The sequence below is a fragment of the Microbacterium aquilitoris genome, from assembly GCF_031932285.1.
GTDB lineage: Bacteria > Actinomycetota > Actinomycetes > Actinomycetales > Microbacteriaceae > Microbacterium > Microbacterium aquilitoris.
On sequence record NZ_JAUZVT010000002.1, the window covers coordinates 209,756 to 234,238 of the forward strand.

Genomic DNA, 24,483 nt, shown 5'->3' on the forward strand with positions numbered 1-24,483 from the left:
AACCTCCTGGATCGTGGCGGGTATCGGTCGATTCTAAGCGGGTGCGCCTGGCCCGAATGCGTCCGGGGAGATGGAGGCGTCCGGGGCGAGCGGGCGTTCGCGTCGCCACCCCCGCACGAGCGATGCCCGTGTTGCGCAGAGCACCAGGAGGAACCACCCCGAGCCGCCGAGCAGCGAGCTGGTCACGATCGAGTCCGTCAGGAGGACGATGATGACGAGGGCGGGCCATACGTAGACGGTCGACCTGCGTTCGCTCGCCGACGTCCAGGCTCGGGCGAGGGCGAGACCGACGAACACGACCAGGAGGACGACGCCGACCGTGCCCGCCTGGATCAGCACATCCATCCACGCGTTGAGCGCGGAGGCGTGCGAGCGGCCGGTGACGATGCGGATGTAGGTGTAGGGGGAGAGGTGGTCGGGCCAGGTGTCGACCCAGCCCCATCCCTGCACCGGCCGCAATGCCGACATGTCGAGGATGACGTTCCACAGTCGTGACCGCGTGAAGAAGTCGGGTTCGGCGTTCAGCCAATACACGAGCGGGCGGCGGAAGAGGTAGACGAGGATGAGCCCGACCACGACGACGGCGGACAGGACCCACTGAAGGACCGGCCTGACGCTGGGGCGGACGCGCCGGAGGATCGCGAGGGCGCCGGTGGCCGTCCCCGAGATGAGCACCATGCCGAGCACGATGGGCGACGCGGTGAACACGGCGAGGGTCGCGGCGAGGGCGACGGAGCCGATCGCCACGCCGGCGCTCACCGACCGGGTCCGCCATTCCACGAGGAAGGTGAGCAGGGCGATGATCGTCACGAGCCCGAGTGCCGTGCGGGTGCCGAAGATCCCCTGGATCGGGCCGCCGTAGGCGATGTTGCCCGCGATGCCGAGGAACCTGATGGGGAGGTTGAGGAGGATGCCGCTGAGGATCTCGAGTCCGAGCGAGACGGCGAGCAGCATCCGCAGCACGTCTCCGGTGGCGCGCACAGTCTGCAGGGTGTCGCGGAACTGTGCGACGACGACGGCGAGGAAGGTGGGCGCCGCGAGCTGCAGCCATCCGGAGAGGGTCGCCTCCGGTGAGCCCGACCACCCGACGGTGATCAGCAGCCAGGCCAGCAGGACCAGCAGCGTCGTGGGGATGAGATGGATGACCCGGAGCTCCGCCCGACGGGCGAGCATCATCCCCGCGCCGATCACGCACAGCCCGGTCAGGATCGCGCCGTAGCCCGCGTCGCCCATCAGCTGACGCAGCGCGTGCGTCGAGAAGAGCGCGCCGATGGTCACGAGGGAGTAGACGGCGGCGACCTCGGTGGATTGCAGGGCGGTCGACAGTCGCGGGAGTGCGCGGGGGGTGCTCATCGCTCGGACGGCCTGTCGCCCTGTTCGCCTATGAGGCGCTCTTCGGACGGGCCGCGTCCCACCAGCGGCGCCTGCTTGATCTTGAAGGCGAACAGGATGAGCAGGAACCACCCCCAGTTCAGGAGGGGTGTCGATTCCGCGAGGCCCTGCACGAGGAGGATGGCGCCGGTGAGGGTCGGCAACAGGGTGACCGCCGTGTACGGCCGGTCCGCGACGAGGTCCCATCGCGGGCGGTCGACGGCGAAGAACCAGGAACGCCAGATGAACGCGACGTACGCCGCCGCGATGAGGACGATCCCGACGACGCCCAGCTGCAGGAAGACGTCCACCCACATGTTGTGGGCCTGCATGACCGTCTGCCCGTGGTCGATGATCCAGCCGTCGAAGGCGGGGTCGGTCGGGATCCACGGCGTCGAGAAGCCCCATCCGATCATGGGGTGTTCGACGGCGCGTTCCAGGACCTTCTGCCAGATCGATTCGCGCCCGGTCAGGTCGCTCGAGCGGCCGAGTGCCGTGAACACCCGGTCGCGCAGTGCCCACGCCGCCACGAGGCCGCCGACGGCGACGACGCCGTAGAGGACGTAGTAGCGAGTCCTCTCACCGGCGCGCGTGGTCGTCCGCATGACGAGGACCGTGATGAGGACGACGACGACCGCGACGGCCGACAGGGTGGCGGTCGCCGATCCGGCGCGGACGAAGAGGAACGCGGCCAGGAGCGTCCAGAGGACAAGGACGGGGCGACGCGGGGCCTGGGACGCGATGCGGATGGCGAAGACCACGATCCCGAGGAGCGCCACGTACGCGAGCGCGTTGGAGTTACCGAAGATCCCTTGGATGCGGCCGCCGTCGAACAGGTTGTCGCGCGACCACAGCACGATGGGGTCGGCGACCTGGCCCTCGGGGCGGACGAACTGCGGCAGGATCGGGCCGTCCCAGACGAGACTCACCCACAGTTCGAAGAGGATCGACAGCGAGAGGATCCACTTGAGGGCGGATGTCAGGGCGCGGACGATCTCGCGCCAGGTGAGGACCGCCCCCACGAAGAGGGCGCCCACCGTCGTGACGATCAGGAGCGCGACGGTCAGCAGGGTCGCGTTGATCCAGTGGGTCCAGATCGTCGAGGCGACGGCCCACAGGAGATAGGTGAGCGCGTACCAGGGGAGTCGGGGCCACTGCACCCGCGGCCGCGTCGTCAGCCAGAGGGTCACCGAGACGAGGAAGCTCGCGACGCCGATGGCGGCGGCGACGCCGACTCCGAAGGCGAGCGGCAGGGCAGTCCCCGACAGGGTGACGACCAGCAGGACGATGCACCAGCCGCGCAGCAGGATGTGGCTCGTCCGCTCACGCGGCGGGGCTGCCGGGGGCGCCGAGACCGGGTGCGAGGAGTGGACGGCCATGGTGACAGAAGGGTATCGCGCGGCCCCGTGCGTTCCGCCCCACGCCCTAGGCTGTTCGCGTGCTGGAGACGCTCTCGAACGAACCCCGTGACTACGCGTGGGGTTCCCCCACCGCCATCCCGTCCCTCCAGGGGCGGACCCCCAGCGGAGCGCCCGAGGCCGAGGTCTGGTTCGGCGACCACCCGGGCAGTCCCGCCGTCCTCGGTGACGGCCGCTCGCTGATGCAGGCGAGGACGGATGCCGGGGCGCCGCCGCTCCCGTTCCTCCTGAAGATCCTCGCGGCGTCGTCGTCGCTGTCGATCCAGGCGCACCCGGACCTCGAGCAGGCGCGGGCCGGCTTCGCCGCGGAGGAGGCGTCCGGCGTCCCCCGCGACGCCGCCGAACGCATCTACCGCGATGACAACCACAAGCCCGAGATCATCGTCGCGCTGAGCGAGCGGTTCCGCGCCCTCGTAGGGCTGCGGCCCGTCGAGGACACGCAGCGCCTGCTCGGTGGCCTCGGCGAGGCATCCGGTGTCCGACGTCTTCGAGCGGCACTGGACGCCGCCGCCCCTGCCGATGCACTGCGAGCCGTGATCGAGGAGGTGCTGAGCGGGCGCGCCGACGACATCGTCTCGGACGTCTCCGCGGCGCTCGCCGACGCCGTCGTGCCGGACTTCGCCGAAGAGGTCGATGTCCTCCGGGCCGTCGTGCGCGATTTCCCCGGGGATGCCGGCATCGTGGTCGCCCTGCTCATGAACCTCGTCGTGCTCCGCACCGGTGAGGCCGTGTTCGCCCCTGCCGGGGTGCTCCACGCGTATCAGGACGGTCTCGGCGTCGAACTCATGGCGGCCAGCGACAACGTCCTGCGCGGCGGGCTGACCCCGAAGCACATCGACGTCCCGGAGCTCATGCGCATCGTCGACACCGAGCCCGGCGCGGCGCCGCTGCTCGACCCGGTGCCCGCAGGTGCGGGGGAGCTGTTCGACGCCGGAGTGGCGGACTTCCGCCTCGCCCGGTACGCACCGACCGGCACGCCGCTGCACGTCGGGCTCGACGGACCCGCCATCGTGCTGGCGACCGAAGGCCGCGTGATCGTGTCCGCCGGGGGGCGGCGCATCGATCTCACGCCGGGGACCGCCGCCTACGCTCAGGACGAGTCGGAGCTCGTGCTGGACGGCTCCGGGGTCGCCTACCTGGCCCGGCCGGGTGTGCAGGGCTGAGGTCGCGACACGCCGGGGAGCCTCAAGAAGATTCAATATCGGGTTGAGGGTTTACGATCTGCGACTTGACCCGAGCGAATCACACGGGTGTAATTAGGCATCGGCCGCACCGCGGCGAGTGTCTACAGGTGGGAGAGCAAGATGACGGGTTACCGTTCCGGCGTTCCCGAGAATTGGTTCGTCGATCCGGTGAACCTCGGTGTCCCCGGCGTCCGTCGCCGCGTCGACACCGACGAGGACACCGCGCTGGCATGGCAGGCCGACGCCCTGTGCGCACAGACGGATCCGGAGGCCTTCTTCCCGGAGAAGGGCGGATCGACGCGTGACGCGAAGCGCATCTGCACCTCGTGCGACGTCCGAGGCGAATGCCTCGAATACGCCCTCCAGAACGACGAGCGCTTCGGCATCTGGGGTGGTTTGAGCGAGCGCGAGCGACGCAAGCTCAAGCGGCGCGCTTCCTGACGCGATCCGCGCCACCCCGCCCGTCCTCCCCGCGTCGCCCGAGTCGCGACCTAGGCTGACCTGGCCATGCCCGCCCGAGTACACGCGATCCTCGTCGTCCGCCCCCACGGACGAGGCCCCACGGATCTCCACCTGAGCCGCACCCTGCGCGCGCTCGCCGCCCAGACGCGGCGTGCCGACGCGCTCACCGTCGTCCTCTGCGGACCCGACGAGACCCTCAAGAAGCTCGCGTCCGAGTCCGGAGCCGAAGCGGTCATCGTCGCAGGCCGGGGGACCGGCTTCGCCGAGGCCCTCCGCCTCGCGAGCCGGCGTATCACCGGCGACGCCGTCTGGTTGCTCGCGCAGGACACCGCGCCCGCCCCGGACGCGCTCGCACGGCTCACGGGAGCGCTCGAGACCGCCCCCTCGGTGGCGCTCGCCGCGCCCAAGCTGGTCTCCTGGGACGACCCCAGCCGGATCGTCTCGCTCGGGGTCACGCTCACTCACACGGGGCGCACGGTCGGTCTCGCCGACGGCGAGCTCGACCAGGGGCAGCACGACGCCTCCGAGGACGTCCTCGGATCGGACATCCGCGGCGTCCTCGTCCGCGCGCAGGTCTGGAACGCCCTCGCGGGCATCGACCAGGGTCTGGCCGGCGCCGACGAGGGTCTCGACCTCGGCATCCGCGCCCGCCTCGCCGGCGGTCGCGTCGCTCTGACGCCCTCCGCGCTCGTCGCCGTCGCCGGTGACGGCGTCGCGGGAACCCCGGCGGGACGCTCGGCCGGCGCGCGCGGCCGCCGTCTCTACGCCGCGCGGAAGGCCGAGCTCCACCGTCGCCTGGCCTATGCCCCGGCTCCCGTGGTCCTGCTGCACTGGCTGACCCTCCTGCCCCTCGCCCTGTGGCGCACCCTCGGCCATCTGGTCGCGAAGACTCCGGGACGCATCGGACCCGAGTGGGCGGCGTCGTTCTCGGTGCTCGTGTCGTTCGCGGCCGTCGTGCGCGCGCGCCGCACCATCCGGCGGAACCGGACCGCCTCGTGGCTGTCCCTGGCGCAGCTGCGGATCGGCCGACGGGACCTGCGTGAGCGGCTCGAGGACGAAGCGGATGCCGCAGCGGCTCCGCGCGAAGACCTCCGCTTCGTCAGCGGCGGCGGCGCCTGGGTCGTCCTCGGTGCCCTCGCCACCTCCGCGCTGTCGTTCAGCGCGCTCCTGGCGTGGCCCGTGCTCGGCGGGGGAGGTCTCGCGCCGCTGCGCAGCGGCGTCGTGGCGCTGTGGACGGATGCCGCGTACGGCCCGCGTGCGCTGGGCTGGGACACCGTCGGGCCGGCCGACCCCTTCGCGTCGGTCGTCGCCCTCGTCGGTTCGCTGTCGCCCCTCGCGCCCTCGCGCGCGATCGTCATCCTCTGGCTCCTCGCACTGCCGCTCGCCGCGCTCGGCGGATGGTTCGCAGCGACCCGCGTCACCGAGAGGTCCGTGCTGCGCTGCGCCGCGGCCTTCGCATGGGCGGTGGCACCTCCCTTCCTCGCGGCACTGATCGAGGGGCGACCGACCGCGGTCATCCTGCACCTCGCGCTGCCGTGGCTCATCTACACGGCCGCGGCCGCGCGACGGTCGTGGAGCAGCGCCGGGCTCGCCTCGATCATCCTCGTCGTCGTGCTCGCCTGCGCGCCCTCGCTGGCACCCGCTCTGATCGTGCTGTGGCTCGTGGCCATCGTCCTGGCCGTGTCGATGCGACGCGGGCGGGGAGCCGGGCGCATCGCCTGGCTGATGATCCCGGCCGTGGCGATCTTCCTGCCCCTCGGGTGGTACCACCTCACGACGGGGGACCCCCTCGCGATCCTCGCCGACCCGGGCCGGCCGCTCGCGCTGAGCGGAAACCCCGATGGGTTGTTGCCCAAGGTCCTGTTCGCGTTCGGCTACCCGTCGACCGACGGCGTCGGCTGGACGCAGTTCCTCGGTGAGGACGGGCGGGCCTGGTGGGTCGCCGCCTTCACGGCTCCGGTCGTGCTGCTCGCCCTGCTGGCGCCGGTCGTCGGGCGGCTGCTCCCGGCATCCGTGGCGCTCGTCGCCGCCGTCCTCGGCGTCGCCACGGCGGCCTTGGGATCGGGCGTGGCCCTCACCGCCGGCATGTCCGGGCCCGTCTCGATCTGGCCGGGAAGCGCGCTCTCGCTCGCGTGGGCGGGCCTCATCCTCGCCGCCGTCACCGGCCTCGACGGGTTCCGCCGGGTCGACGCCCTCGTCCCGGTCGCGGCATCCGTCGTGATCGCCTTCCTCGCCGTCGGCGCCGTTCCGGCCCTGACGGCCGTCGTCCGCGGTGATTCCGCCCTGCAGGACGGGCCGTCCAGCACACTCCCCGCGTACGTCCAGACCGCCGGCAGCGAGGGTGAGCGCGACGGTGAGCAGACGGCGACCCTCGTCCTGACCGTGCAGGCGGATGCCGCCTACTCGGCCTCCGTGGTCTGGGGCGCCAGCGAGACCCTCGGCGGGCAGACGACGCTGCAGTCCACGCGCCCCGAGCTGACCGCCGGTGACCGCGAGCTGGCCCACGTGACGGCCGACCTCGTCTCCACGGTGACCGGCGACGTCGTCGCCCAGCTCGGTCGGCACGGCATCGCGTACGTCCTCCTGGAACAGGCCCCCCGCGAGAGCGACCGCGCCCGTGCGGCGCGGCTCGGGGCGCAGAACCTCCTCAATCAGCGAGCCGATCTCGTGAGCGTCGGGCAGACGGCTCGCGGCGTCCTGTGGGGCGTCAAGGGGACCATCGCCGAGCGCACCGTCGACGACGCCTCGGGGCCCACCTCGGTCCGCGTCGCCCTGCTGCAGCTCGGCGTCATCGCCGTCGCGCTGCTGCTCGCAGTCCCGACGCGCGCCAGCCTCCGGGCCGGCAGGCGTCACCCCCGCATCATCGGGGAGCGGGACGTGCTCGCAGAAAGGTCGGCCTCGTGACCACCGCCCGCCGGATCCGCCGCGGCGCCGGCGCCGCCCTGAGCCTCGCCGTCGTGGCGGGGACCTTCCTCATCGCGACCGCTACCCTGCCGACCGTCGAGCGGTCGACGCTCTCGCTGACGACGCGGCCCGAAGCCGCGACCTCCCTCCTCTCGTGCGCGGGCCCGGTGCTCGCCGTCGGACGGGACACCGAGGGCGTCGGCGCGCTGCAGGTCGCCGCCCCGCAGAACGTGGTGTCGGGAACCGTCGCCGGTGCGCCCGCACCCGTCGCGGGCGAGATCGCCTCCGCGGTCCCGGATGCCCCGCCGATCGCGTCGTTCTCGGCGGAGCCGGTCGATCGCATGCGCACCGACCTGGCCGCGGCGGGGTCGTCGCGTGTCGACGCCGACGATCTCGCCGGGTTCGCGGCATCCGCCTGCACCCCGCCCGCCATGGAGACCTGGCTCGCCGGAGGCAGCGGCCTCACGGGCGCGGCGGATCTCGTCATCCTCGCCAACCCCGGCGACGTCGCGGCCCGGGTGGATCTGACGGTCTTCGCCTCGGGCGGCCGGGTGACCCCCGAGGCCGGTGCGGACATCCTGATCCCCGCCGGCCAGCAGCGCGTCGTGCCCCTCGCCTCGCTCGCGCTCGGCGAAGCGAGCCCCGTCGTGCTCGTCTCGGCGACGCAGGCACCCGTGCAGGCCGTCCTGCAGTCGAGCCTCACCCGGACGCTCGTCCCGGTCGGCGTCGACCAGGGCGGCGCGACCGGGCTCCCGAGGGCTCAGCAGACGATCCCCGCGTTCTCGAGCGTCGCGGAAGGTGACGAGCCCACCGACACGGTGGTGCGGCTGCTCGCCCCTTCGGACGACACGACCGCGACCGTGACGGTGTCGCCCGTCGGGCGACGCACCACCGCTGCCTCCTTCCCCGATCTCACCCTCGCGGCCGGCGTGCCCGTCGACGTGGATCTGGACACGCTTCCCCAGGGTCGCTATCGCGTTGAGGTCGACGCGGGTGCACCGGTGGTCGCCTCGGTCCACACCTCGACGGGATCGGATGCCGGGTCCGACTTCGCCTGGTACGGCACGGCGGACGACATCCGCGTGCCCTCCCTCCTCGCGGTCGCCGACGGGCCGAGTCCGCAGCTCACGCTCGTGAACCCCGGTGCCTCCGAGGTGGCCGCGGTCCTGACCGAGGATGCGGGCGCCGGCGAGCCGCGCGAGGTGCGCGTCCCCGCGGGCGGTTCGGTCTCGGTCGACCTGCGCGCCGGCGAGCTCTACCGGCTCGACCCCGCGGGGGGCACACTGCGCGCGGGCGTGACCTTCACGGCATCCGATGCGATCGCCGGCTACGCCGTGGCCCCTGCCGACGCCGCCGCGGCACCCGTGGTCGTCCGTCCGCGCTGATCGCGCACGGAAGTGCGTCGCGCGAGCAGAAGCTCAGAAACGCTCGCGCCTCAGAATCGGAACCGGTCGGGCCCGAGGTCCCACGGGTCGCGGTCGAGGTATTCGGCGGCGGCGCGGAACACGCAGCTCTCGATCATCATCCGGCGGTGGAGTTCGTCGTTGCGGTGCAGTCTCGCGAGCCGTTCGATGGGGAGTCGGAACAGGACGATGCGCTTCTGCTCCGACTGCACCGCCCACCGGGGGATGCCGTCGTCGTCCGCGGCGTCCGGCATCCAGCCGATGTCGAAACGGACCTCACGCAGCTCCGGCCATGCGCTCCGGAGGAACTCGACCGCCGTCGTGACCGTCAGATCGAACTTCTCGGCGCGCGTCTCGATCGCGGGAAGCGGGGGTCGGACGACGGAGCTCCGGTCGAGGCGGCCGTGTCGACCGTGCCGGTCGGGGCGGACACTCGTGCGCACGCGTCGCCTCACGGGTCCACCTTGCTGAGCATGAGGCCATCCTAGGCGTCGAGCGGGCGCCCGACGCTCTCCTGCCATGCCGCGATCCCCGCCGCGATCAGTGCAAGCGCGGCGGCGAAGCCCCCGTCGTCGGTGGAGTCGACGGATGACGCGGTCAGGGACACCTCGGACGCCGCGGTGCCCCAGACATCCGCCGACCGACGCTGCTGCTCGTGGAAGGTGACGCCGACGACGTAGTGGGTCACGGCGTCGGCGACGACGCGGGCGGCGGGGGAGTCCTCGACGGTGCGCAGCGCGTCGTGGACGGGTGAGTCGACGAGGCCGAGGGCGAGGGAGCTCGACACCACTTCGGCACCGTCGCGGTGGGCGAGGAGCCGGTCGTGCAGGCGGTGCCCCAGGGTGACGGCCGCCCGGCCGAGGTCGGTCGGGTCACCCGGGCGCAGCGCGACGGGGGCGAGGATGCGCGCGCTCACAGCCGCGAGCAGCTCCTGCTTGCTTGCGACGTGCCAGTACAGGGCGCTCGGCTGGACACCCAGGTCCTCCGCGAGGCGCCGCATCGACAGGTCGGGGAGGCCCACGCGATCGAGGACGGACAGAGCGGCGTCGACGACGTCGTCTTTGGTGCGCCGGAGACCCCGGGAGGGCGGGTTTGGATCGCGCGCAGTCATGGCGTTACCCTACCTGAACGGTGTTCACGTGAACGCTGTTCAGGAGGATGAGATGACCCGCTCGCGCCCGACACCCCGGCTCGACACGACCGACCTCTCCCGGGCGGCCGTCTTCGCTGGGGTGATCGCCGTCCTCGGCCTTCCCGGCTCCTTCTCCGTCTTCGGCGGCGTGCCGATCACCGCCCAGACGCTCGGGGTGATGCTGGCCGGCGCCGTGCTCGGCCCTCTCGTGGGTGCCGTCTCGGTCGGTGCCCTCCTCGCGCTCGTCGCGATCGGACTCCCGCTGCTGGCGGGCGGTCGCGGGGGAGCGGCGGTGTTCGTGGGGCCGACGGCGGGTTACCTCGTCGGATGGCTGGTGGGCGCCGTCGTGATCGGACTGATCGTGCACCTCGGCGGACGCCGGCCCGTGTGGTGGCGGACCTTCATCGGCGTGGTCATCGGCGGCGTCCTCGTCGTCTACGCCTGCGGCATCCCGGTCCAGAGTCTCATCATGCGCATCGGAATGGATCAGGCGCTGATCGCGAACCTGGCCTTCGTCCCCGGCGACCTGGTCAAGGCCGTGATCGCGACGCTCGTCGTGGGCGCCTTGGTCCGGGGGTACCCGCGCGCCTTCCGTCGCACGTGGGCGCCGCGCGGCGCTGCGCGTGAAGCGGCACCGGTACGGTGACGAGCGACCTCCGGCTCGCCGACGTCTCGGTACGCCTGGGCGACGTCGACGTCCTCCGGGGGGTCGACCTCGCCCTCGACGCCCGGAGCATCGCCGTCGTGGGCGACAACGGCTCCGGCAAGTCGACGCTCGCGCGGCTGATCGGCGGACTCATCCGGCCCACGCAGGGTCGCGTCGAGGTGCTCGGCCTCGATGTCGAGAAGGATGCCGCCGCCCTCCGCCGCCGCGTCGCGATCGTCTTCAGCAATCCCGACGCCCAGATCATCATGCCGACCGTCGCCGAGGACGTCGCGTTCTCGCTCCGTGCGGGTCGACTGCCCCGCGCCGAGCGGGATGCCCGCGTCGCCGCCGCGCTCGAGAGGTTCGCCCTCGCCCCCCTCGCCGACCGGCCGGCGTACGAGCTGTCCGGCGGGCAGAAGCAGCTGCTCGCCCTGTGCGGCGCCTTCGTCCGCGAGCCGGACCTCGTGGTCGCCGACGAGCCGACCGCGTTCCTCGACGGACGGAACGCCCAACTGATCTCGGCGCACCTGCTCGCCGACTCCGGCCACCGGCTCGTGGTCGTGACGCACGACCTCGACCTCGCGGCGCGGTGCGACGTCGCGGTCCGGATGCACGAGGGGAAGGTCGCCCGGGTCGGGCCCGCGCCCGAGGTCGTGGCCGCCCACGCCGCGAGCTGGCGATGCTGACGCTGTACCGGCCCGGGAACGGGCCGTGGCACCGGATGCCCGCGGGCCCGAAGGCGGCGATCCTGCTCGTCCTCGTCCTCGCCGTCTCACTCCTCCCCACGGCGTGGCCGACCGCCGCGATCGCCGCGGCGGTGTGCGCGGCCTGCTATCTCGTGCCAGGAGTCGGATTCCGCGAACTCGCCCGCCAGGTCTGGTCGCTCCGGTGGCTCGTCGTGGTGGCCTTCGGCATCCCGTGCATCTTCCTCGGCGTCGAGGCGGCGACGGTCGGTACCGTCCGCATCGTGGCCGCGGTCGCCCTCGCTGGGCTCCTCGCGTCGACCACCCCGGTGACCGCCCTCCTCGACGTGGCGGAACGGGCGCTCGGCCCGCTGCGCGTGATCGGGGTGGATGCCGCCCGCGCGGCGCTCCTGCTCGTCGTCGCACTCGGCACGGTTCCCACCCTCGCGCGCCTCGCGGGCGAGGTCCGCGCGGCGCAGCGGGCGCGGGGAGCCCGCGGCATCCGTGTCTTCGCTGTGCCGTTCCTCGTCCTCGCGCTCCGCCATGCGGACGATCTCGGCGACGCCCTCACCGCCCGCGGGGTGCGCTGAGCCCGGCGCGGCTCCGTGTCGCGGCCCGCCTCCACGGCTAGCGTGGACGCGATGCGAGAGAGACTGTGTTCCAAGGTGGGCTGTGCCCGCGAGGCCGTGACGACGCTGACCTACGACTACGGCGACCAGATGGCCGTCCTCGGTCCGCTCGGCGGCGGGAACGACCCGCACGCCCACGATCTCTGCGCCATCCACACCGGTCGGATGTCGGTCCCGAAGGGCTGGGTCGTCGTCCGTCACGAGACCCTCCGCGTCTGACCCTGCGTGGCAGGATGGGCGCGTGCCCACTCCCGTGAAGACCATCGAACACGTCGTCGCCGATCTTTCGCTCGCGGAAGCCGGTCGTCACCAGATCCGCCTCGCCGAGAACGAGATGCCGGGTCTGATGGCCCTCCGCGAGGAGTACGGCGACTCCCGGCCCCTCGCCGGAGCGCGGATCGCCGGTTCGCTGCACATGACGGTGCAGACGGCGGTCCTCATCGAGACGCTCGTCGCCCTCGGCGCGCAGGTGCGGTGGGCGAGCTGCAACATCTTCTCCACCCAGGATGAGGCGGCGGCAGCGGTCGTCGTCGGTCCGGGCGGCACCGTCGCCGAGCCCGCCGGCGTGCCGGTGTTCGCGTTCAAGGGCGAGACCCTCGAACAGTACTGGGAGCTCGCCGATCGCATCTTCGACTGGTCGGACGAGGGCTTCGACGGGCCGAACCTGATCCTCGACGACGGCGGCGACGCCACCCTCCTCGTTCACAAGGGCGTCGAGTTCGAAGCCGCCGGTGCTGTTCCGGATGCCACGACGGGCGATTCGGGCGAGTACCGCATCGTCCTCGACACGCTCCGGAAGAGCCTCGCCCGCGATCCGCAGCGCTTCACCCGCCTGGCCGGGGGCCTGCTCGGTGTGACCGAGGAGACGACGACCGGTGTCCACCGCCTCTACGAGCTCCACGCCGCCGGGAAGCTGCTCTTCCCCGGCATCAACGTGAACGACTCGGTCACGAAGTCGAAGTTCGACAACAAGTACGGCATCCGCCACTCGCTGCCCGACGGCATCAACCGGGCCACGGACGTCCTCATCGGCGGCAAGGTCGCGTTCGTCGTCGGCTACGGCGACGTCGGCAAGGGTGCCGCCGAGGCGCTCCGCGGCCAAGGCGCCCGCGTCATCGTGAGCGAGGTGGATCCGATCTGCGCGCTGCAGGCGGCGATGGACGGCTACCAGGTCGCACGCCTCGAGGACGTCGCCGACCAGGTCGACATCGTCATCACGGGCACCGGCAACACCCGTGTCGTCACGGTGGACCACCTCCTCTCGCTCAAGCACCTCGCGATCGTCGGCAACGTGGGCCACTTCGACGACGAGATCGACATGGCCGCCCTCGAGGCTCTGCCCGGCGTCGAGAAGATCGAGATCAAGCCGCAGGTGCACGAGTTCCGGCTGCCGACCGGGCGCAGCATCCTCGTCCTGTCCGAGGGGCGCCTGCTGAACCTCGGCAACGCGACGGGGCACCCGTCCTTCGTCATGAGTGCGTCGTTCACGAACCAGGTCCTCGCTCAGATCGAGCTCTTCACGAAGACCGACGCGTACCCGACGGGTGTGTACGTCCTGCCCAAGGCGCTCGACGAGAAGGTCGCCCGCCTGCACCTGTCGGCTCTCGGCGTGCGGCTGACGCAGCTCACCGACGAGCAGGCCGCCTACATCGGCGTACCCGTCGACGGCCCCTACAAGCTAGACCACTACCGATACTGACGCCGACACGCCCGAGCGCATTTTCTTTTGAATGGATCAAAAGAGCGCGTAGGCTGATCGCATGACCGACCTCGCCGCAGACCCTGCCGTCGCGCTCCGCGATGCCGGGCTCCGGGTGACGGAATCGCGGCTCGCGGTGTTCGCCGCCCTCGCCGCCCATCCGCACGCGAGTGCCGACGCGGTGTTCGCCGACGTGGCGGGCGAACTCCCCAAGGCGAGCCGTCAGTCGGTCTACAACGCGCTGAACGACTTCGCGGATGCCGCGCTCGTCCGCCGCATCGAGCCCGCCGGTCAACCCATGCTGTTCGAGCTGCGCGTCGACGACAACCACCACCACCTCGTGTGCACGTCCTGCGGCCGCGTCCAGGACGTCGACTGCGCCGTCGGCGCCGCGCCATGCCTGCATCCGTCGGACGATCACGGCTTCCGGATCGCCTCCGCCGAGGTCACCTACTGGGGTCTCTGCGGCGCGTGCGCCGCCGAGGCCGCCGCCTGAACCCATCCGCCCTCTTTCACCACCCCGAACGGAAGGATCACCATGAGCGACCGTGACCCCCAGGCCGAGCCCCTCGGCGCCGAGGCCACCGACGTCGACCACGCCGTCACCCCCATCGACACCCCGGTCGATGAGCGCGGCGACGGCGAGACGCGGCCGCGGGAGAACACCGCCGACGCCTGCCCCGTCATCCACGCGGCACCCGGCGCCGACCGTGCGAACCACGGCGGCCAGCCGCATCCCACCGTCGGCACCGCCAACCAGGTGTGGTGGCCGAATCAGCTGAACCTCCGCATCCTCAAGAAGAACCCGTCCGTCGGCAACCCGGTCGGCGAGGACTTCGACTACAAGGCCGCCTTCGAGAGCCTCGACCTCTTCGCCGTGAAGGCCGACATCGCCGCCGTCCTCACCACGTCGCAGGACTGGTGGCCCGCCGACTTCGGCAACTACGGCCCGCTCATGATCCGCATGGCCTGGCACTCCGCCGGCACCTACCGCGCGACCGACGGTCGCGGCGGCGGCGGCACCGGCCAGCAGCGTTTCGCACCCCTCAACAGCTGGCCCGACAACGTCAACCTCGACAAGGCTCGACGCCTGCTGTGGCCCGTCAAGAAGACCTACGGCCAGGCGCTCTCGTGGGGCGACCTCATGATCCTCGCCGGCAACGTCGCGCTCGAGACCATGGGCTTCGAGACCTTCGGCTTCGGCGGCGGACGCCCCGACGTCTGGGAGCCGGACGACGACGTGTACTGGGGCCCTGAGACCACGTGGCTCGCCGACGAGCGCTACAGCGGCGACCGCGACCTCGAGAAGCCCCTCGCGGCGGTCCAGATGGGTCTCATCTACGTGAACCCCGAGGGTCCCAACGGCGAGCCCGACCCGCTGAAGTCCGCTCGCGACATCCGCGAGACCTTCGGCCGCATGGGCATGGACGACGAGGAGACCGTCGCCCTCATCGCCGGTGGCCACACCTTCGGCAAGACCCACGGCGCCGCCCCCGACACGAACGTCGAGGACAACCCCGAGGCCGCCGGCCTCGAGCAGCAGGGTCTCGGCTGGAAGAACAACCACGGCACGGGCAAGGGCGACGACACCATCACGTCGGGACTCGAGGTCACGTGGACCTACCACCCGACCCGCTGGGACAACGAGTTCTTCCACATCCTGTACGCCTACGACTGGGAGCTCATGACGAGCCCCGGCGGCGGTCACCAGTGGCGCCCGAAGAACGGCGCCGGTGCCGACATGGTGCCGCTGGCGCACTCCGACGGTCGTCGCGAGCCGCGCATGCTGACGAGCGATCTGGCCCTGCGGATGGACCCGGCCTACGACGCGGTCTCGCGCCGTTTCAAGGACGACCCCGTCGCCTTCGGTGACGCGTTCGCCCGCGCCTGGTTCAAGCTGACGCACCGCGACATGGGCCCCGTCGCGCGGTACCTCGGGCCCGAGGTCCCGCAGGAGGAGCTCATCTGGCAGGACCCGGTGCCCGCCGTGGACCACGCGCTGATCGACGACGCGGATGCCGCTGCGCTCAAGGAGCGCATCCTCGCCACCGGTCTCACGGTCGCCCAGCTCGTCTCGACGACATGGGCTGCAGCATCCACCTTCCGTGGCAGCGACAAGCGCGGCGGCGTCAACGGCGCCCGGATCCGCCTCGCGCCGCAGAAGGACTGGGAGGTCAACAACCCCGAGCAGCTGCAGCACGTCCTCGCCGCGCTCGAGGGTGTGAAGGCCGCCTTCGACGCCGAGCAGACCGGCGGCACCAAGGTCTCGCTCGCCGACCTCATCGTGCTCGCGGGCAACGCGGGCGTCGAGAAGGCCGCGAAGGATGCCGGAGTCGCCGTCACCGTGCCGTTCCGTCCGGGCCGCACCGACGCGTCGCAGGAGCAGACCGACGAGCTGTCGTTCGGCTACCTCGAGCCGGTCGCCGACGGATTCCGCAACTACTACGGACCGAACGCGTTCCTCCCGGCGGAGCACCACCTCATCGACAAGGCGAACCTGCTGACCCTCAGCGCTCCCGAGATGACGGTGCTCGTGGGCGGCCTGCGCGCACTGGGCGCGAACTGGGACGGTTCGTCCCACGGCGTGTTCACCGGCCGACCGGGCGTGCTCACGAACGACGTGTTCGTGAGCCTGCTCGACCTCGGCTCGACCTGGACGCCGCTCGACCCCGGCTCGCACGCCTTCCGCGGCACCACGGCGGACGGTTCGCAGATCGGCGTCGGCACCCGCGCCGACCTCGTGTTCAGCTCGAACTCGGAGCTCCGCGCGATCGCCGAGGTCTACGCCTCGGACGACGCCGCTGAGAAGTTCGTCCGCGACTTCGTCGCCGCCTGGACGAAGGTCACCGAGCTCGACCGGTTCGACCTGCACGCCTGACCGGCGCTGCCGTCACGACGCACGGCCCCTCCTTCACGGGAGGGGCCGTGCGTCGTCCGGGCGGGACCGGCCGCACGTCGGTTACTGTGGACTCACCCGTGGGCGGAGCACCGGCATCCGCCACCCTTGAAGGACGACATCGGCTCTATGACATCGCGCATCCTGGTGGTCGACGACGACACCGCCCTGGCAGAGATGATCGGCATCGTGCTGCGCACCGAAGGCTTCGACGTCGCCTTCTGCGCGGACGGTGCGGCTGCCGTCGACGCGTGGCGCGACGAACGCCCCGATCTGATCCTGCTCGACCTCATGCTGCCGGGGATGGACGGCATCGAGGTGTGCAAGCGGGTGCGCGCCGAATCCGGCGTGCCCATCATCATGCTGACCGCTCGCACCGACACCGCCGACGTGGTGCGGGGACTCGAATCGGGCGCCGACGACTACATCGTCAAGCCGTTCAACCCGAAGGAACTCGTCGCCCGCATCCGCACCCGGCTGCGACCGACCGCCGAGGCCCAGTCCGAGAATCTGCGGATCGGCGACCTCACGGTCGACGTCGCCGCTCACGAGGTGCGCCGCGCGGACGGGGTCATCGCCCTCACCCCGCTCGAGTTCGAGCTGCTCGTCGCCCTCGCCTCGAAGCCGCAGCAGGTCTTCACCCGCGAGATGCTGCTCGAGCAGGTCTGGGGCTACCACTACAAGGCCGACACGCGCCTCGTGAACGTCCACGTCCAGCGCTTGCGGGCGAAGGTCGAGCGCGACCCCGACAACCCGCAGATCGTGACGACGGTGCGCGGCGTGGGGTATCGCGCCGGCGCGGCCGTGTGACCGGGCGGAGCATCCGATCGTGTCGGTGACGGCGCGCACCGGCACCCACACGGTCGTCCCGCCCTGGCGGGACTGGAAGTCGTGGCAACGCCGCATCCGCTTCCTGTGGCGCCGATCCCTGCGCTTCCGCACCCTGTCGGTCACCCTGACGCTCACGGCCTTGACGATCCTCGTCGCGCTCGTGTGGATGTCGCTCGCCATCCTCACCGATCTGTACGAGTCCCGCGCCGAGCAGGTGCAGGATGCCGCGCAGCGCGCCACGCAGGCCGCGCAGAGCACGTTCGACGCGGCCGTCGTCGACAGTGACGAGGTGGCGCTCCAGGTGCTCATGGATGAGGTGCGCCGCGAGATCCTGTCTCGCCAGGCGGGGACGTCGATGCTCGCGGTCTTCCGCATCGACGACGAACCTTCGGCGATCGCGCCGCAGAACTTCGAGTCCGGCGGGCTCGAGGAGTCGATGATCTCGCCCGAGCTGCGCGAGAGCGTGCGGCTGTCGGCCGACCGGCAGTGGTGGCAGTCGATCGGCATCCCCGAATCCGACGGCGGCGAGACGCCCGGCATCATCGTCGGGCAGCAGCTCATCGTTCCCGAAGCAGGCGCGTACGAGGTCTACTTCGCGTACGACCTCGGCTCGGAGGCGCAGACCCTGCAGTTCGTCCAGGTCACCCTCTGGGTGGTCGGGCTCGCGCTCCTCGTCCTGATCGGCGGCATCTCGCTCTTCGTCCTCCGGTCGGTGACGGTCCCCATCGCGCAGGCGGCGGAGACGAGCGCGAAGCTCGCGGCGGGCGATCTCGCCGTGCGACTCCCCGTCCGGGGCGAGGACGAGTTCGCGACGCTCGGCCGCTCCTTCAACGCGATGGCCGACAGCATCGAGGGCCAGATCAAGGAGCTCGCCGAGCTCTCCCTCGTCCAGCAGCGGTTCGTGTCCGACGTCTCGCACGAGCTGCGGACGCCGTTGACGACCATCCGTCTCGCGGCCGACATGATCAACGACCAGCGCGACGACTTCGACGCGTCGACGGCGCGGGCAGCGGAACTCCTCCACGCCCAGGTTCAGCGGTTCGAGGTCCTTCTCGCGGACCTCCTCGAGATCAGCCGCTACGACGCGGGGTCGGTGCAGCTCGAGGTCGAGCCGACGAGCCTCGCCCACCTGGCCGAGGACACGATCGAGTCGATGGCCCAGCTCGCCGAGCAGCACGGCAGCGACGTCCGACTCGTCGCCCCCGGCGGCTACTCGCCGGTCGAGATGGACCCGCGCCGCATCCGCCGGATCGTCCGCAACCTTCTGGGCAACGCCATCGAGCACGGTGAGGGCAGGCCGATCGTGGTGACCGTCGACAGCGACCAGCGCGCCGTGGCGCTGGGGGTGCGCGACTTCGGACTCGGCATGAGCGAGGCCGACACCGAGCGCGTCTTCGACCGCTTCTGGCGTGCGGATCCCTCGCGACGCCGCACGATCGGCGGAACCGGACTCGGCCTGTCGATCGCTCTCGGCGATGCTCGCCTGCACGGCGGCACCCTCGAGGTGTGGTCGGAGCTCGGCGGCGGGAGCCACTTCGTCCTCACCCTGCCGCGCCGCGTGGGGGAGCACCTCTCCGGCGGCTCACCGATCGAGCTCGACCCGCGCGACGACGCAGCGCTCGGGAACCTCGGACTGACCCAGCCGATCACCCTGCCCCCGCGGGAGGAGACCCCATGACCCTTCGTCGCGGACTCGCCACTGCGGTCGCGGTGATCCTCGCCTTCGCCCTGTCGGCCTGCGCCGGTCTGCCCGTCGGCGGCCCCGTCCACGTGGGCAAGGCGATCGACGAGGTCGAGGGCCCGCCGGACTTCTCCTACGTCCCCGACGGGCCCGGGCGCGACGCGACGCCCCAGCAGATCGTCGAGGGGTTCATCGCGGCAGGCTCGGGACCTCGGGGCAATTGGGAGGTCGCCCAAGAGTTCCTCACGAGTTCGTTCAAGCAGAAGTGGCAGCCGCAGGCGGGCGTCACCGTGTACACCCCTGGGGAGAGCTCGATCTCCTCGCCGGCCGACGACGAGATCGTCTTCACGGTGCAGCCCGTCGCCAACGTCGACGCCACCGGCTCGTACCAGCCCGCCGAGGCGGGTCGCATCCCGTTCACCTTCTCGCTCGAGAAGGAGCGGGGGCAGTGGCGCATCTCGCAGGCGCCCGACGGCATCGTCCTCGACGCGAACCGCTTCGGGTCGGTGTTCCAGAGCTACGACCTGTCCTACTTCGATCCGTCCTGGCGGGTGCTGATCCCCGACGTGCGCTGGTTCCCCTCGACCAACCCGGCCACGCGCATCACCGCGGCGCTCGTCTCCGGCACGCAGAGTCCCTGGCTCGGCGAGTCCGTGCGTTCGGCGTTCACGGGCGAGGTGACCCTCACCCAGCCGTCCGTGCCCGTCGAGTCCGGCATCGCGCAGATCTCCTTCGATCCGTCCATCCGCGACCTCTCCCGCGAGACTCTGGCCCGCATGAAGGCTCAGCTCGACGCGAGCCTGGCGGGGGCCGGCATCCTCGACGTGCAGATGCTCGTCGGCGACGAACCCCTCGACGTGACGGCACGCACGACCCGGTCGACCGCGGTCGACACCCGACCCCTCGTCCTGAAGAACGGCACGTTCGGGTTCCTCTCCGGCAGTGACATCGACCAGGTGGTCGGTTTCGGCGAGGCGTTCTCCGAGGTCGAGGCCGAGGCGGTCGAGACGGATGCCGCGCGCACGACGGCGGCGGTGCGGACCCGTTCGGGGGCGATCCTCCGCGTGGACTCCGACGGCACCCGGACCGAACTCGACACGCGCCCGGGGATGACCGCGCCGTCCATCGACCCCTACGGATACATCTGGACCGTCCCGGGTGATCAGCCGACCGAGGTCGTCGCGTACGGCCGTGACGGCAGTGCGCAGAAGATCCCCGCCGGCTGGGTCGGCGCCGCCGGGGTGACGGCGATGCGGGTCTCGCGCGACGGCGCCCGCGTGGCGGCACTGGTCCGCGCCGGAGGGCGGTGGTCCGTCTGGGTCGCCGGGATCATCCGCGACAAGGACGGCGCCCCCACGTCCATCGGCGACCCTCTCGTCGTCGCGAACATCGGCGGTCGGGGGATCGACCTCACCTGGATCGACGGTTCCACGGTGGCTCTCGTGTTCGCGGACGGTCAACAGCGCGTCGTGCGCGAGCAGACGGTCGGCGGGCTGGGCACCGAGGTGCGTGCGCCCGACGGCGTCGTGGCGATCGCCGGCGGCAACCAGAGCGGCAGCGTCCGGCTGCTCACGAAGGACGGCAGCCTGTACGTGCAGCGTGGATCGTGGCAGGTGCTCGCCGCCGACGTGAGCGTGCTGGCGGTGCAGCAGGGTCAGCCCGGCTGACACCTCCTCCTCCCCAGGCGCCCGCAGCGCCACCCGTCTCCGCGGGTGACGATGGAAGAGCCCCCGTGCTCCGGCACCGGAAGCACGATGGCGGGATGCCGCATCCCGCCGTCACCGGTTCGCCGTCTCGCCTGCGTCTCGCCCTCGACGAGGCGCTCTGCGTGGTCTTCCCGGTTTCGTGCGCAGGGTGCGACCTGCCCGATCAGACCCTCTGCGAGGGATGCCAGGAGGAGGTGAACCCCGTTCCGCGGTCGCGACGGCTCCCGAGCGGACTCGAGGTGCGGAGCGCCCTCGTGTTCGAGGGGGTCGCTGCCCGCGTCATCCGGGCGTTCAAGGAGGACGGCAGGACCGGGCTCACCCGGCCGCTCGGTGCGGCGTTGCGGAGCGCGTGGCCGGCGGGTGTCGACGCGGTGCCGGTGGCGGTCCCCGCGAGCCGGGTGTCGCTTCGCCGACGCGGGTACGCGCCGGTGGACCTCCTGTGCCGCCGGGCCGGTTGGCGGCCGTTCCCGCTGCTGTCGGTTGCACGGGCGACGGCGGATCAACGCGTGCTCAGCCGCGCCGAGCGCGCGGCCAACCTGGCGGGCGCGATGAGCGTGCGGGCGGGTGCGGCGCGTCGACTGGAGCGCCGGTCCGTCGTGCTGATCGACGACGTGGTGACGACGGGGGCGACCCTGGACGAGGCGGCTCGGGCACTCAGGGTGCGGGGGATCACGGTGGCGGGGGCGGTGACGGTCGCCGCGACGCCCCTCCGCCGCGCCATAGGCGGCTGAGTGGCGATTCATCGTGATCAGGTCGTGACACGCGGCGGGTGCGGCACTACGGTGGGGGGACACAAGGCGAACCGAGGTCCGCCCTTGACCGGGTGGACCGGAACAAGGAGGTCACGATGGAGATCAGTATCGTCGGCGTGGGAGTGAGCGTCAGCGACCGATTCCGCTCCGTTGTCGAGGAGAAGTCCGCCCGCATCGAGCACCTTTCCCCCCGGGCCCAGCGGCTCGACATCAAGGTGACGCATCGCAGTTATCACAACGGTGGCCGTGAGGACGAGACCGTCGAGGTCACCCTCACCGGCAAGGGTCCCGTCGTCCGCGCCGAGGCGGTGGACGGCGACAAGTTCGCCGCTCTCGATCTCGCCATGACCAAGCTCGGCGAGCAGATCCGCCGGGCGAAGGAGAAGCGCGTCGACCTCCGCAACCACCCCCGCGGCGCCAAGCTCGAGAAGGGCACCGGGACGCTCCAGGGCATCGACGTGCAGCCCGCCTCGGTCGACGTCATCCGCGCCGTGGCGACCGGTGAAGTGCCGATCATTACGGGCGCCGAGGACGAAGAGGAGTACACCCCCGTCGTCATCCGCACCAAGCGGTTCGACCCCGAGTGGATGACGGTGGAAGACGCCGTCGACCGGATGGAACTCGTCGGTCACGACTTCTTCCTCTTCATCGATGCCCGCACCGACCAGCCGAGCGTCGTCTACCGCCGCAAGGGCTGGGACTACGGCGTCATCTCCCTGACCACCACGGCCGCACCGGCGGAGCTCGCCTCCTGACCTGACACGACCTGACGGGAGAGGGTGGATGCCGCGCGGCATCCACCCTCTCTTCGTTTCCGTGGCGGGGAGTCTCAGTCGGCCGCGAGCGCAGCCAACACGCCGTCGCTGAACGGCGGCCACGCGTCGGCGGCCCACGGGCCGAACGGGCGATCGGTGAGCGCCACGAGCGCCGCGCCGGCTCGGGGGTCGACCCACAGGAACGTCCCGGCCTGACCGAAATGCCCGAACGTCTCGGGGGAGTTCTGCGATCCCGTCCAGTGCGGGCTCTTGGTCCCGCGGATCTCGAGTCCCAGGCCCCAGTCGTTCTCCGCCTGCTGTCCGAAGCCCGGCAGCACGCCGCGTCGGCCGGGGAACGACACCCCCGTCGCGCGGTCGAGCGTCGCGGGATCGAGGAGGCGTGGCCGCTGCAGCTCCGCCGCGAAGAGGGCGAGGTCAGCGCTCGTCGAGGAACCGCCCGCCGCGGCGGAATCGCCGATCGTCGTGTGCGACATCCCGAGCGGTGCGAACACCGCCTCGTGCGCGTAGGCGTCGAAGGCGATGCCGGTCTCGGATTCGAGAAGGTCGGCGAGCACCTCGAAGCCCGTGTTCGAGTAGAGGCGTCGTTCGCCGGGGGCGGCGCGGAGTTCCGACGACGAGAAGTCGTACCCGGCCGTGTGGGCCAGAAGGTGCTCGACGGTCGCTCCAGGGGGCCCCGCGGGCTGGTCGAGCGCCAGGGCGCCCTCCTCGACGGCGACGAGCGCCGCGTAGGCGCTCAGCAGTTTCGTGACGGAGGCGAGTCGGTAGACGCGATCCTGATCGCCGGCGGATGCCGCGACGGCACCGTCCGCGGTGACGACCGCGACCGAGGCGTGGGGGACGTCCCAGTCCTGCGAGGCGGCGACCGCCTCGTCGAGCGCCGTCATCAGTCGAACATGCCGTCGAGCAGGCCGCCGATCACGAGCCCGCCGAGCAGGCCGCCGGCGAGGCTGCCCCCGCCCATGCCACCGCCCATGCCGCGGCCGCCGTACCCGCCGCCGGAGCCCCAGTCGTCCGGTCGCGAGGAGTCGATGTCGCGCTGGGCGAGCTGCAGGGCCTCGCCGGCGAGGTGAGCGGCGCGGCGGGCGAGCGACATCGCCTCGTCGCGGTCGTCCTCGTCGATCGGCCCCGCGTAGCGCACGAGATCGCCTCGGACGCGTTCGGCTTCGGCGAGGCGCGTGCGCGCGTCCGCGCCGATCCAGCCGCGGTGGCCCGAGATGACGCTGCGCGCGACGCCGATCTGCCGGTCGGCGTCGTCGATGGCGTGGTGCACGTGGGCTTCGGAGGGCACGGGACGCGCCGCGCGCTCGCGCGCCTTGTCGACGGCGGCGTCGAGCGCCGCATTGGCCGTGCGCAGCCGGGTGAGTTCGGCGAACGGGTCGGGCTTGCTGCCGGCGGGCGTCAGCGACCGGAGCGCCGCCTCGAGGTCGGCGGCGGCCGCAGCCACGGCGGGTGTTGACAGCAGCGGCTGCGCCACGATCAGGTCGTCCCGGGAGTCGTCGACGATCGCGGCGAGCGTCGACTCCGCACGCAGCGCCTCGATCTCGAAGGTGTCGACGGCCTCGACGAGGGTGCCGGCACGGCGTGACGCCTCGATCGCGGTCTCGAGTGCGAGGTTGGCCTGTTCGCGCTGGCCGGCGTCGCGGCGACGCTCCGACACCTCCGAGCTGTGCTCAGCGAAGTCGAGGAGCTGGGCTGCTTCCGCGGCGTTGCCGAGGACCGTCCGCATCGCGGCATCCGAGTAGCGCGTCGACAGGCGCTCGAGGCTCGCCGTGAGGGCCGGGAGCCGCTCGCGCAGTCGAGCCACGTCGCTGCGGATCCCGGCGATGATCTCGGGTGCGCGACGGGCGCGGGCGATGGCTTCGGCGAGAGATTCGGTGCGGTCGTCCAGCAGGTCCTCGGCCCACTCGCACAGCTGCACGATGCGGGCGTTGCGGGTGCGGAGCTCCTCGGGGGTGTCGGGGATCTCGTCGTGGTTGAGCTGATGCAGCTGGAACGCCTCGCCCATGTGCTGACGCACGGCGGCCAGCGCGTCTCGGAGGTCCTTGGTGGCGTCGCGACCCAGCTCGATCTCGGCGTACGCGAGTTCGTCGTCCGTCACGCGGATGCGCTCGTCGGCGGCGACGAGGGCAGCGCCGGCCTTCCGACTGAGTTCGGCATCCTGTGCCTCGATCTCCGCGTCTTCACGCTTGCGTCTTCCCCAGAATCCCGCCATGCGCCCGATCTTACGGGCCGGGGCGCCTGCGGCGGCGTTCGGCGGGGGATGCCGCGACCTCCAGCAACCTCGTAGGTCACGGGCGGATAGCATGGCGA

Annotated in this window: 22 protein-coding genes; 16 read left to right on the plus strand and 6 right to left on the minus strand. The window is 71.7% G+C overall.

Annotated elements, in window-relative coordinates; genetic code table 11:
• Positions 1-33: 33 nt before the first annotated feature.
• Together Q9S78_RS07755 and Q9S78_RS07760 are read right to left on the minus strand one after the other, a co-directional pair.
• Positions 34-1,353 carry an O-antigen ligase family protein gene (locus Q9S78_RS07755; protein ID WP_116228608.1) on the minus strand — a complete coding sequence of 440 codons (1,320 nt, stop codon included), beginning with the start codon at positions 1,351-1,353 and terminating at the stop codon, positions 34-36.
• Positions 1,350-2,750, minus strand: a complete 1,401-nt coding sequence (locus Q9S78_RS07760; RefSeq protein ID WP_311869922.1) for an O-antigen ligase family protein — start codon at positions 2,748-2,750, stop codon at positions 1,350-1,352. Before Q9S78_RS07760 ends, Q9S78_RS07755 begins: the two co-directional genes overlap by 4 nt.
• A 59-nt stretch (positions 2,751-2,809) precedes the next feature.
• Here Q9S78_RS07760 and manA point away from each other — a divergent pair, with 59 nt between their 5' ends.
• The 4 genes from manA to Q9S78_RS07780 all read left to right on the plus strand — a co-directional run bounded on the left by manA (position 2,810) and on the right by Q9S78_RS07780 (position 8,724).
• Positions 2,810-3,952, plus strand: a complete 1,143-nt coding sequence (gene manA / locus Q9S78_RS07765; protein WP_311857611.1) for a mannose-6-phosphate isomerase, class I — start codon at positions 2,810-2,812, stop codon at positions 3,950-3,952.
• A gap of 141 nt (positions 3,953-4,093) precedes the next feature.
• Positions 4,094-4,414: a WhiB family transcriptional regulator gene (locus tag Q9S78_RS07770; RefSeq protein WP_018188733.1), complete on the plus strand. Its 321-nt coding sequence runs from the start codon at positions 4,094-4,096 to the stop codon at positions 4,412-4,414.
• Between the two features lie 66 nt (positions 4,415-4,480).
• Positions 4,481-7,339 (plus strand): glycosyltransferase, encoded by a 2,859-nt coding sequence (locus tag Q9S78_RS07775; RefSeq protein WP_311869923.1) that lies wholly within the window; start codon positions 4,481-4,483, stop codon positions 7,337-7,339.
• The gene (locus Q9S78_RS07780) at positions 7,336-8,724 is read left to right on the plus strand and encodes a DUF5719 family protein (protein WP_311869925.1); all 1,389 of its coding nucleotides are present in this window, start codon (positions 7,336-7,338) and stop codon (positions 8,722-8,724) included. Before Q9S78_RS07775 ends, Q9S78_RS07780 begins: the two co-directional genes overlap by 4 nt.
• A 50-nt stretch (positions 8,725-8,774) precedes the next feature.
• On the opposite strand, the gene Q9S78_RS07785 is transcribed toward Q9S78_RS07780, so the two are convergent.
• Positions 8,775-9,185 (minus strand): metallopeptidase family protein, encoded by a 411-nt coding sequence (locus Q9S78_RS07785; protein ID WP_116229309.1) that lies wholly within the window; start codon positions 9,183-9,185, stop codon positions 8,775-8,777.
• Between the two features lie 41 nt (positions 9,186-9,226).
• The gene (locus tag Q9S78_RS07790; RefSeq protein ID WP_311869927.1) at positions 9,227-9,853 is read right to left on the minus strand and encodes a TetR/AcrR family transcriptional regulator; all 627 of its coding nucleotides are present in this window, start codon (positions 9,851-9,853) and stop codon (positions 9,227-9,229) included.
• A gap of 52 nt (positions 9,854-9,905) precedes the next feature.
• Here Q9S78_RS07790 and Q9S78_RS07795 point away from each other — a divergent pair, with 52 nt between their 5' ends.
• The 12 genes from Q9S78_RS07795 (at position 9,906) to hpf (ending at position 22,152) form a co-directional block, all read left to right on the plus strand.
• Complete coding sequence (locus Q9S78_RS07795; RefSeq protein ID WP_116228615.1) at positions 9,906-10,520, plus strand: biotin transporter BioY; 615 nt, start codon at positions 9,906-9,908, stop codon at positions 10,518-10,520.
• Positions 10,517-11,206 carry an energy-coupling factor ABC transporter ATP-binding protein gene (locus Q9S78_RS07800; protein ID WP_311869928.1) on the plus strand — a complete coding sequence of 230 codons (690 nt, stop codon included), beginning with the start codon at positions 10,517-10,519 and terminating at the stop codon, positions 11,204-11,206. The genes Q9S78_RS07795 and Q9S78_RS07800 overlap by 4 nt, the downstream gene beginning before the upstream one ends.
• Positions 11,200-11,793 (plus strand): CbiQ family ECF transporter T component, encoded by a 594-nt coding sequence (locus Q9S78_RS07805; RefSeq protein WP_311857597.1) that lies wholly within the window; start codon positions 11,200-11,202, stop codon positions 11,791-11,793. Before Q9S78_RS07800 ends, Q9S78_RS07805 begins: the two co-directional genes overlap by 7 nt.
• A 51-nt stretch (positions 11,794-11,844) precedes the next feature.
• Positions 11,845-12,051, plus strand: a complete 207-nt coding sequence (locus Q9S78_RS07810; protein ID WP_026303039.1) for a DUF3499 family protein — start codon at positions 11,845-11,847, stop codon at positions 12,049-12,051.
• 22 nt (positions 12,052-12,073) lie between these two features.
• Positions 12,074-13,531: an adenosylhomocysteinase gene (gene ahcY, locus Q9S78_RS07815; RefSeq protein WP_116228618.1), complete on the plus strand. Its 1,458-nt coding sequence runs from the start codon at positions 12,074-12,076 to the stop codon at positions 13,529-13,531.
• A gap of 61 nt (positions 13,532-13,592) precedes the next feature.
• On the plus strand, positions 13,593-14,027 hold the full coding sequence (locus Q9S78_RS07820) for a Fur family transcriptional regulator (RefSeq protein WP_018188723.1): 435 nt from the start codon (positions 13,593-13,595) through the stop codon (positions 14,025-14,027).
• A 42-nt stretch (positions 14,028-14,069) separates the two neighbouring features.
• On the plus strand, positions 14,070-16,409 hold the full coding sequence (katG, locus tag Q9S78_RS07825) for a catalase/peroxidase HPI (RefSeq protein WP_311869930.1): 2,340 nt from the start codon (positions 14,070-14,072) through the stop codon (positions 16,407-16,409).
• Positions 16,410-16,556: 147 nt separating this feature from the next.
• Positions 16,557-17,237 carry an MtrAB system response regulator MtrA gene (gene mtrA / locus Q9S78_RS07830; RefSeq protein ID WP_311869932.1) on the plus strand — a complete coding sequence of 227 codons (681 nt, stop codon included), beginning with the start codon at positions 16,557-16,559 and terminating at the stop codon, positions 17,235-17,237.
• Positions 17,238-17,256: 19 nt separating this feature from the next.
• Positions 17,257-18,936: an MtrAB system histidine kinase MtrB gene (gene mtrB, locus Q9S78_RS07835; RefSeq protein WP_020665407.1), complete on the plus strand. Its 1,680-nt coding sequence runs from the start codon at positions 17,257-17,259 to the stop codon at positions 18,934-18,936.
• Complete coding sequence (locus tag Q9S78_RS07840) at positions 18,933-20,606, plus strand: LpqB family beta-propeller domain-containing protein (protein ID WP_020096763.1); 1,674 nt, start codon at positions 18,933-18,935, stop codon at positions 20,604-20,606. The genes mtrB and Q9S78_RS07840 overlap by 4 nt, the downstream gene beginning before the upstream one ends.
• A gap of 95 nt (positions 20,607-20,701) precedes the next feature.
• Positions 20,702-21,376 carry a ComF family protein gene (locus Q9S78_RS07845; RefSeq protein ID WP_020096764.1) on the plus strand — a complete coding sequence of 225 codons (675 nt, stop codon included), beginning with the start codon at positions 20,702-20,704 and terminating at the stop codon, positions 21,374-21,376.
• A gap of 116 nt (positions 21,377-21,492) precedes the next feature.
• Entirely contained in the window at positions 21,493-22,152 is a 660-nt protein-coding gene (gene hpf, locus Q9S78_RS07850; protein WP_026303037.1) for a ribosome hibernation-promoting factor, HPF/YfiA family, read from the plus strand.
• A gap of 74 nt (positions 22,153-22,226) precedes the next feature.
• Here the strand turns inward: hpf and Q9S78_RS07855 are convergent, their stop codons facing one another.
• On the minus strand, positions 22,227-23,057 hold the full coding sequence (locus Q9S78_RS07855; RefSeq protein WP_020096765.1) for a serine hydrolase domain-containing protein: 831 nt from the start codon (positions 23,055-23,057) through the stop codon (positions 22,227-22,229).
• Positions 23,057-24,385, minus strand: a complete 1,329-nt coding sequence (locus Q9S78_RS07860) for a coiled-coil domain-containing protein (RefSeq protein WP_018188715.1) — start codon at positions 24,383-24,385, stop codon at positions 23,057-23,059. The genes Q9S78_RS07855 and Q9S78_RS07860 overlap by 1 nt, the downstream gene beginning before the upstream one ends.
• Positions 24,386-24,483: the final 98 nt, after the last annotated feature.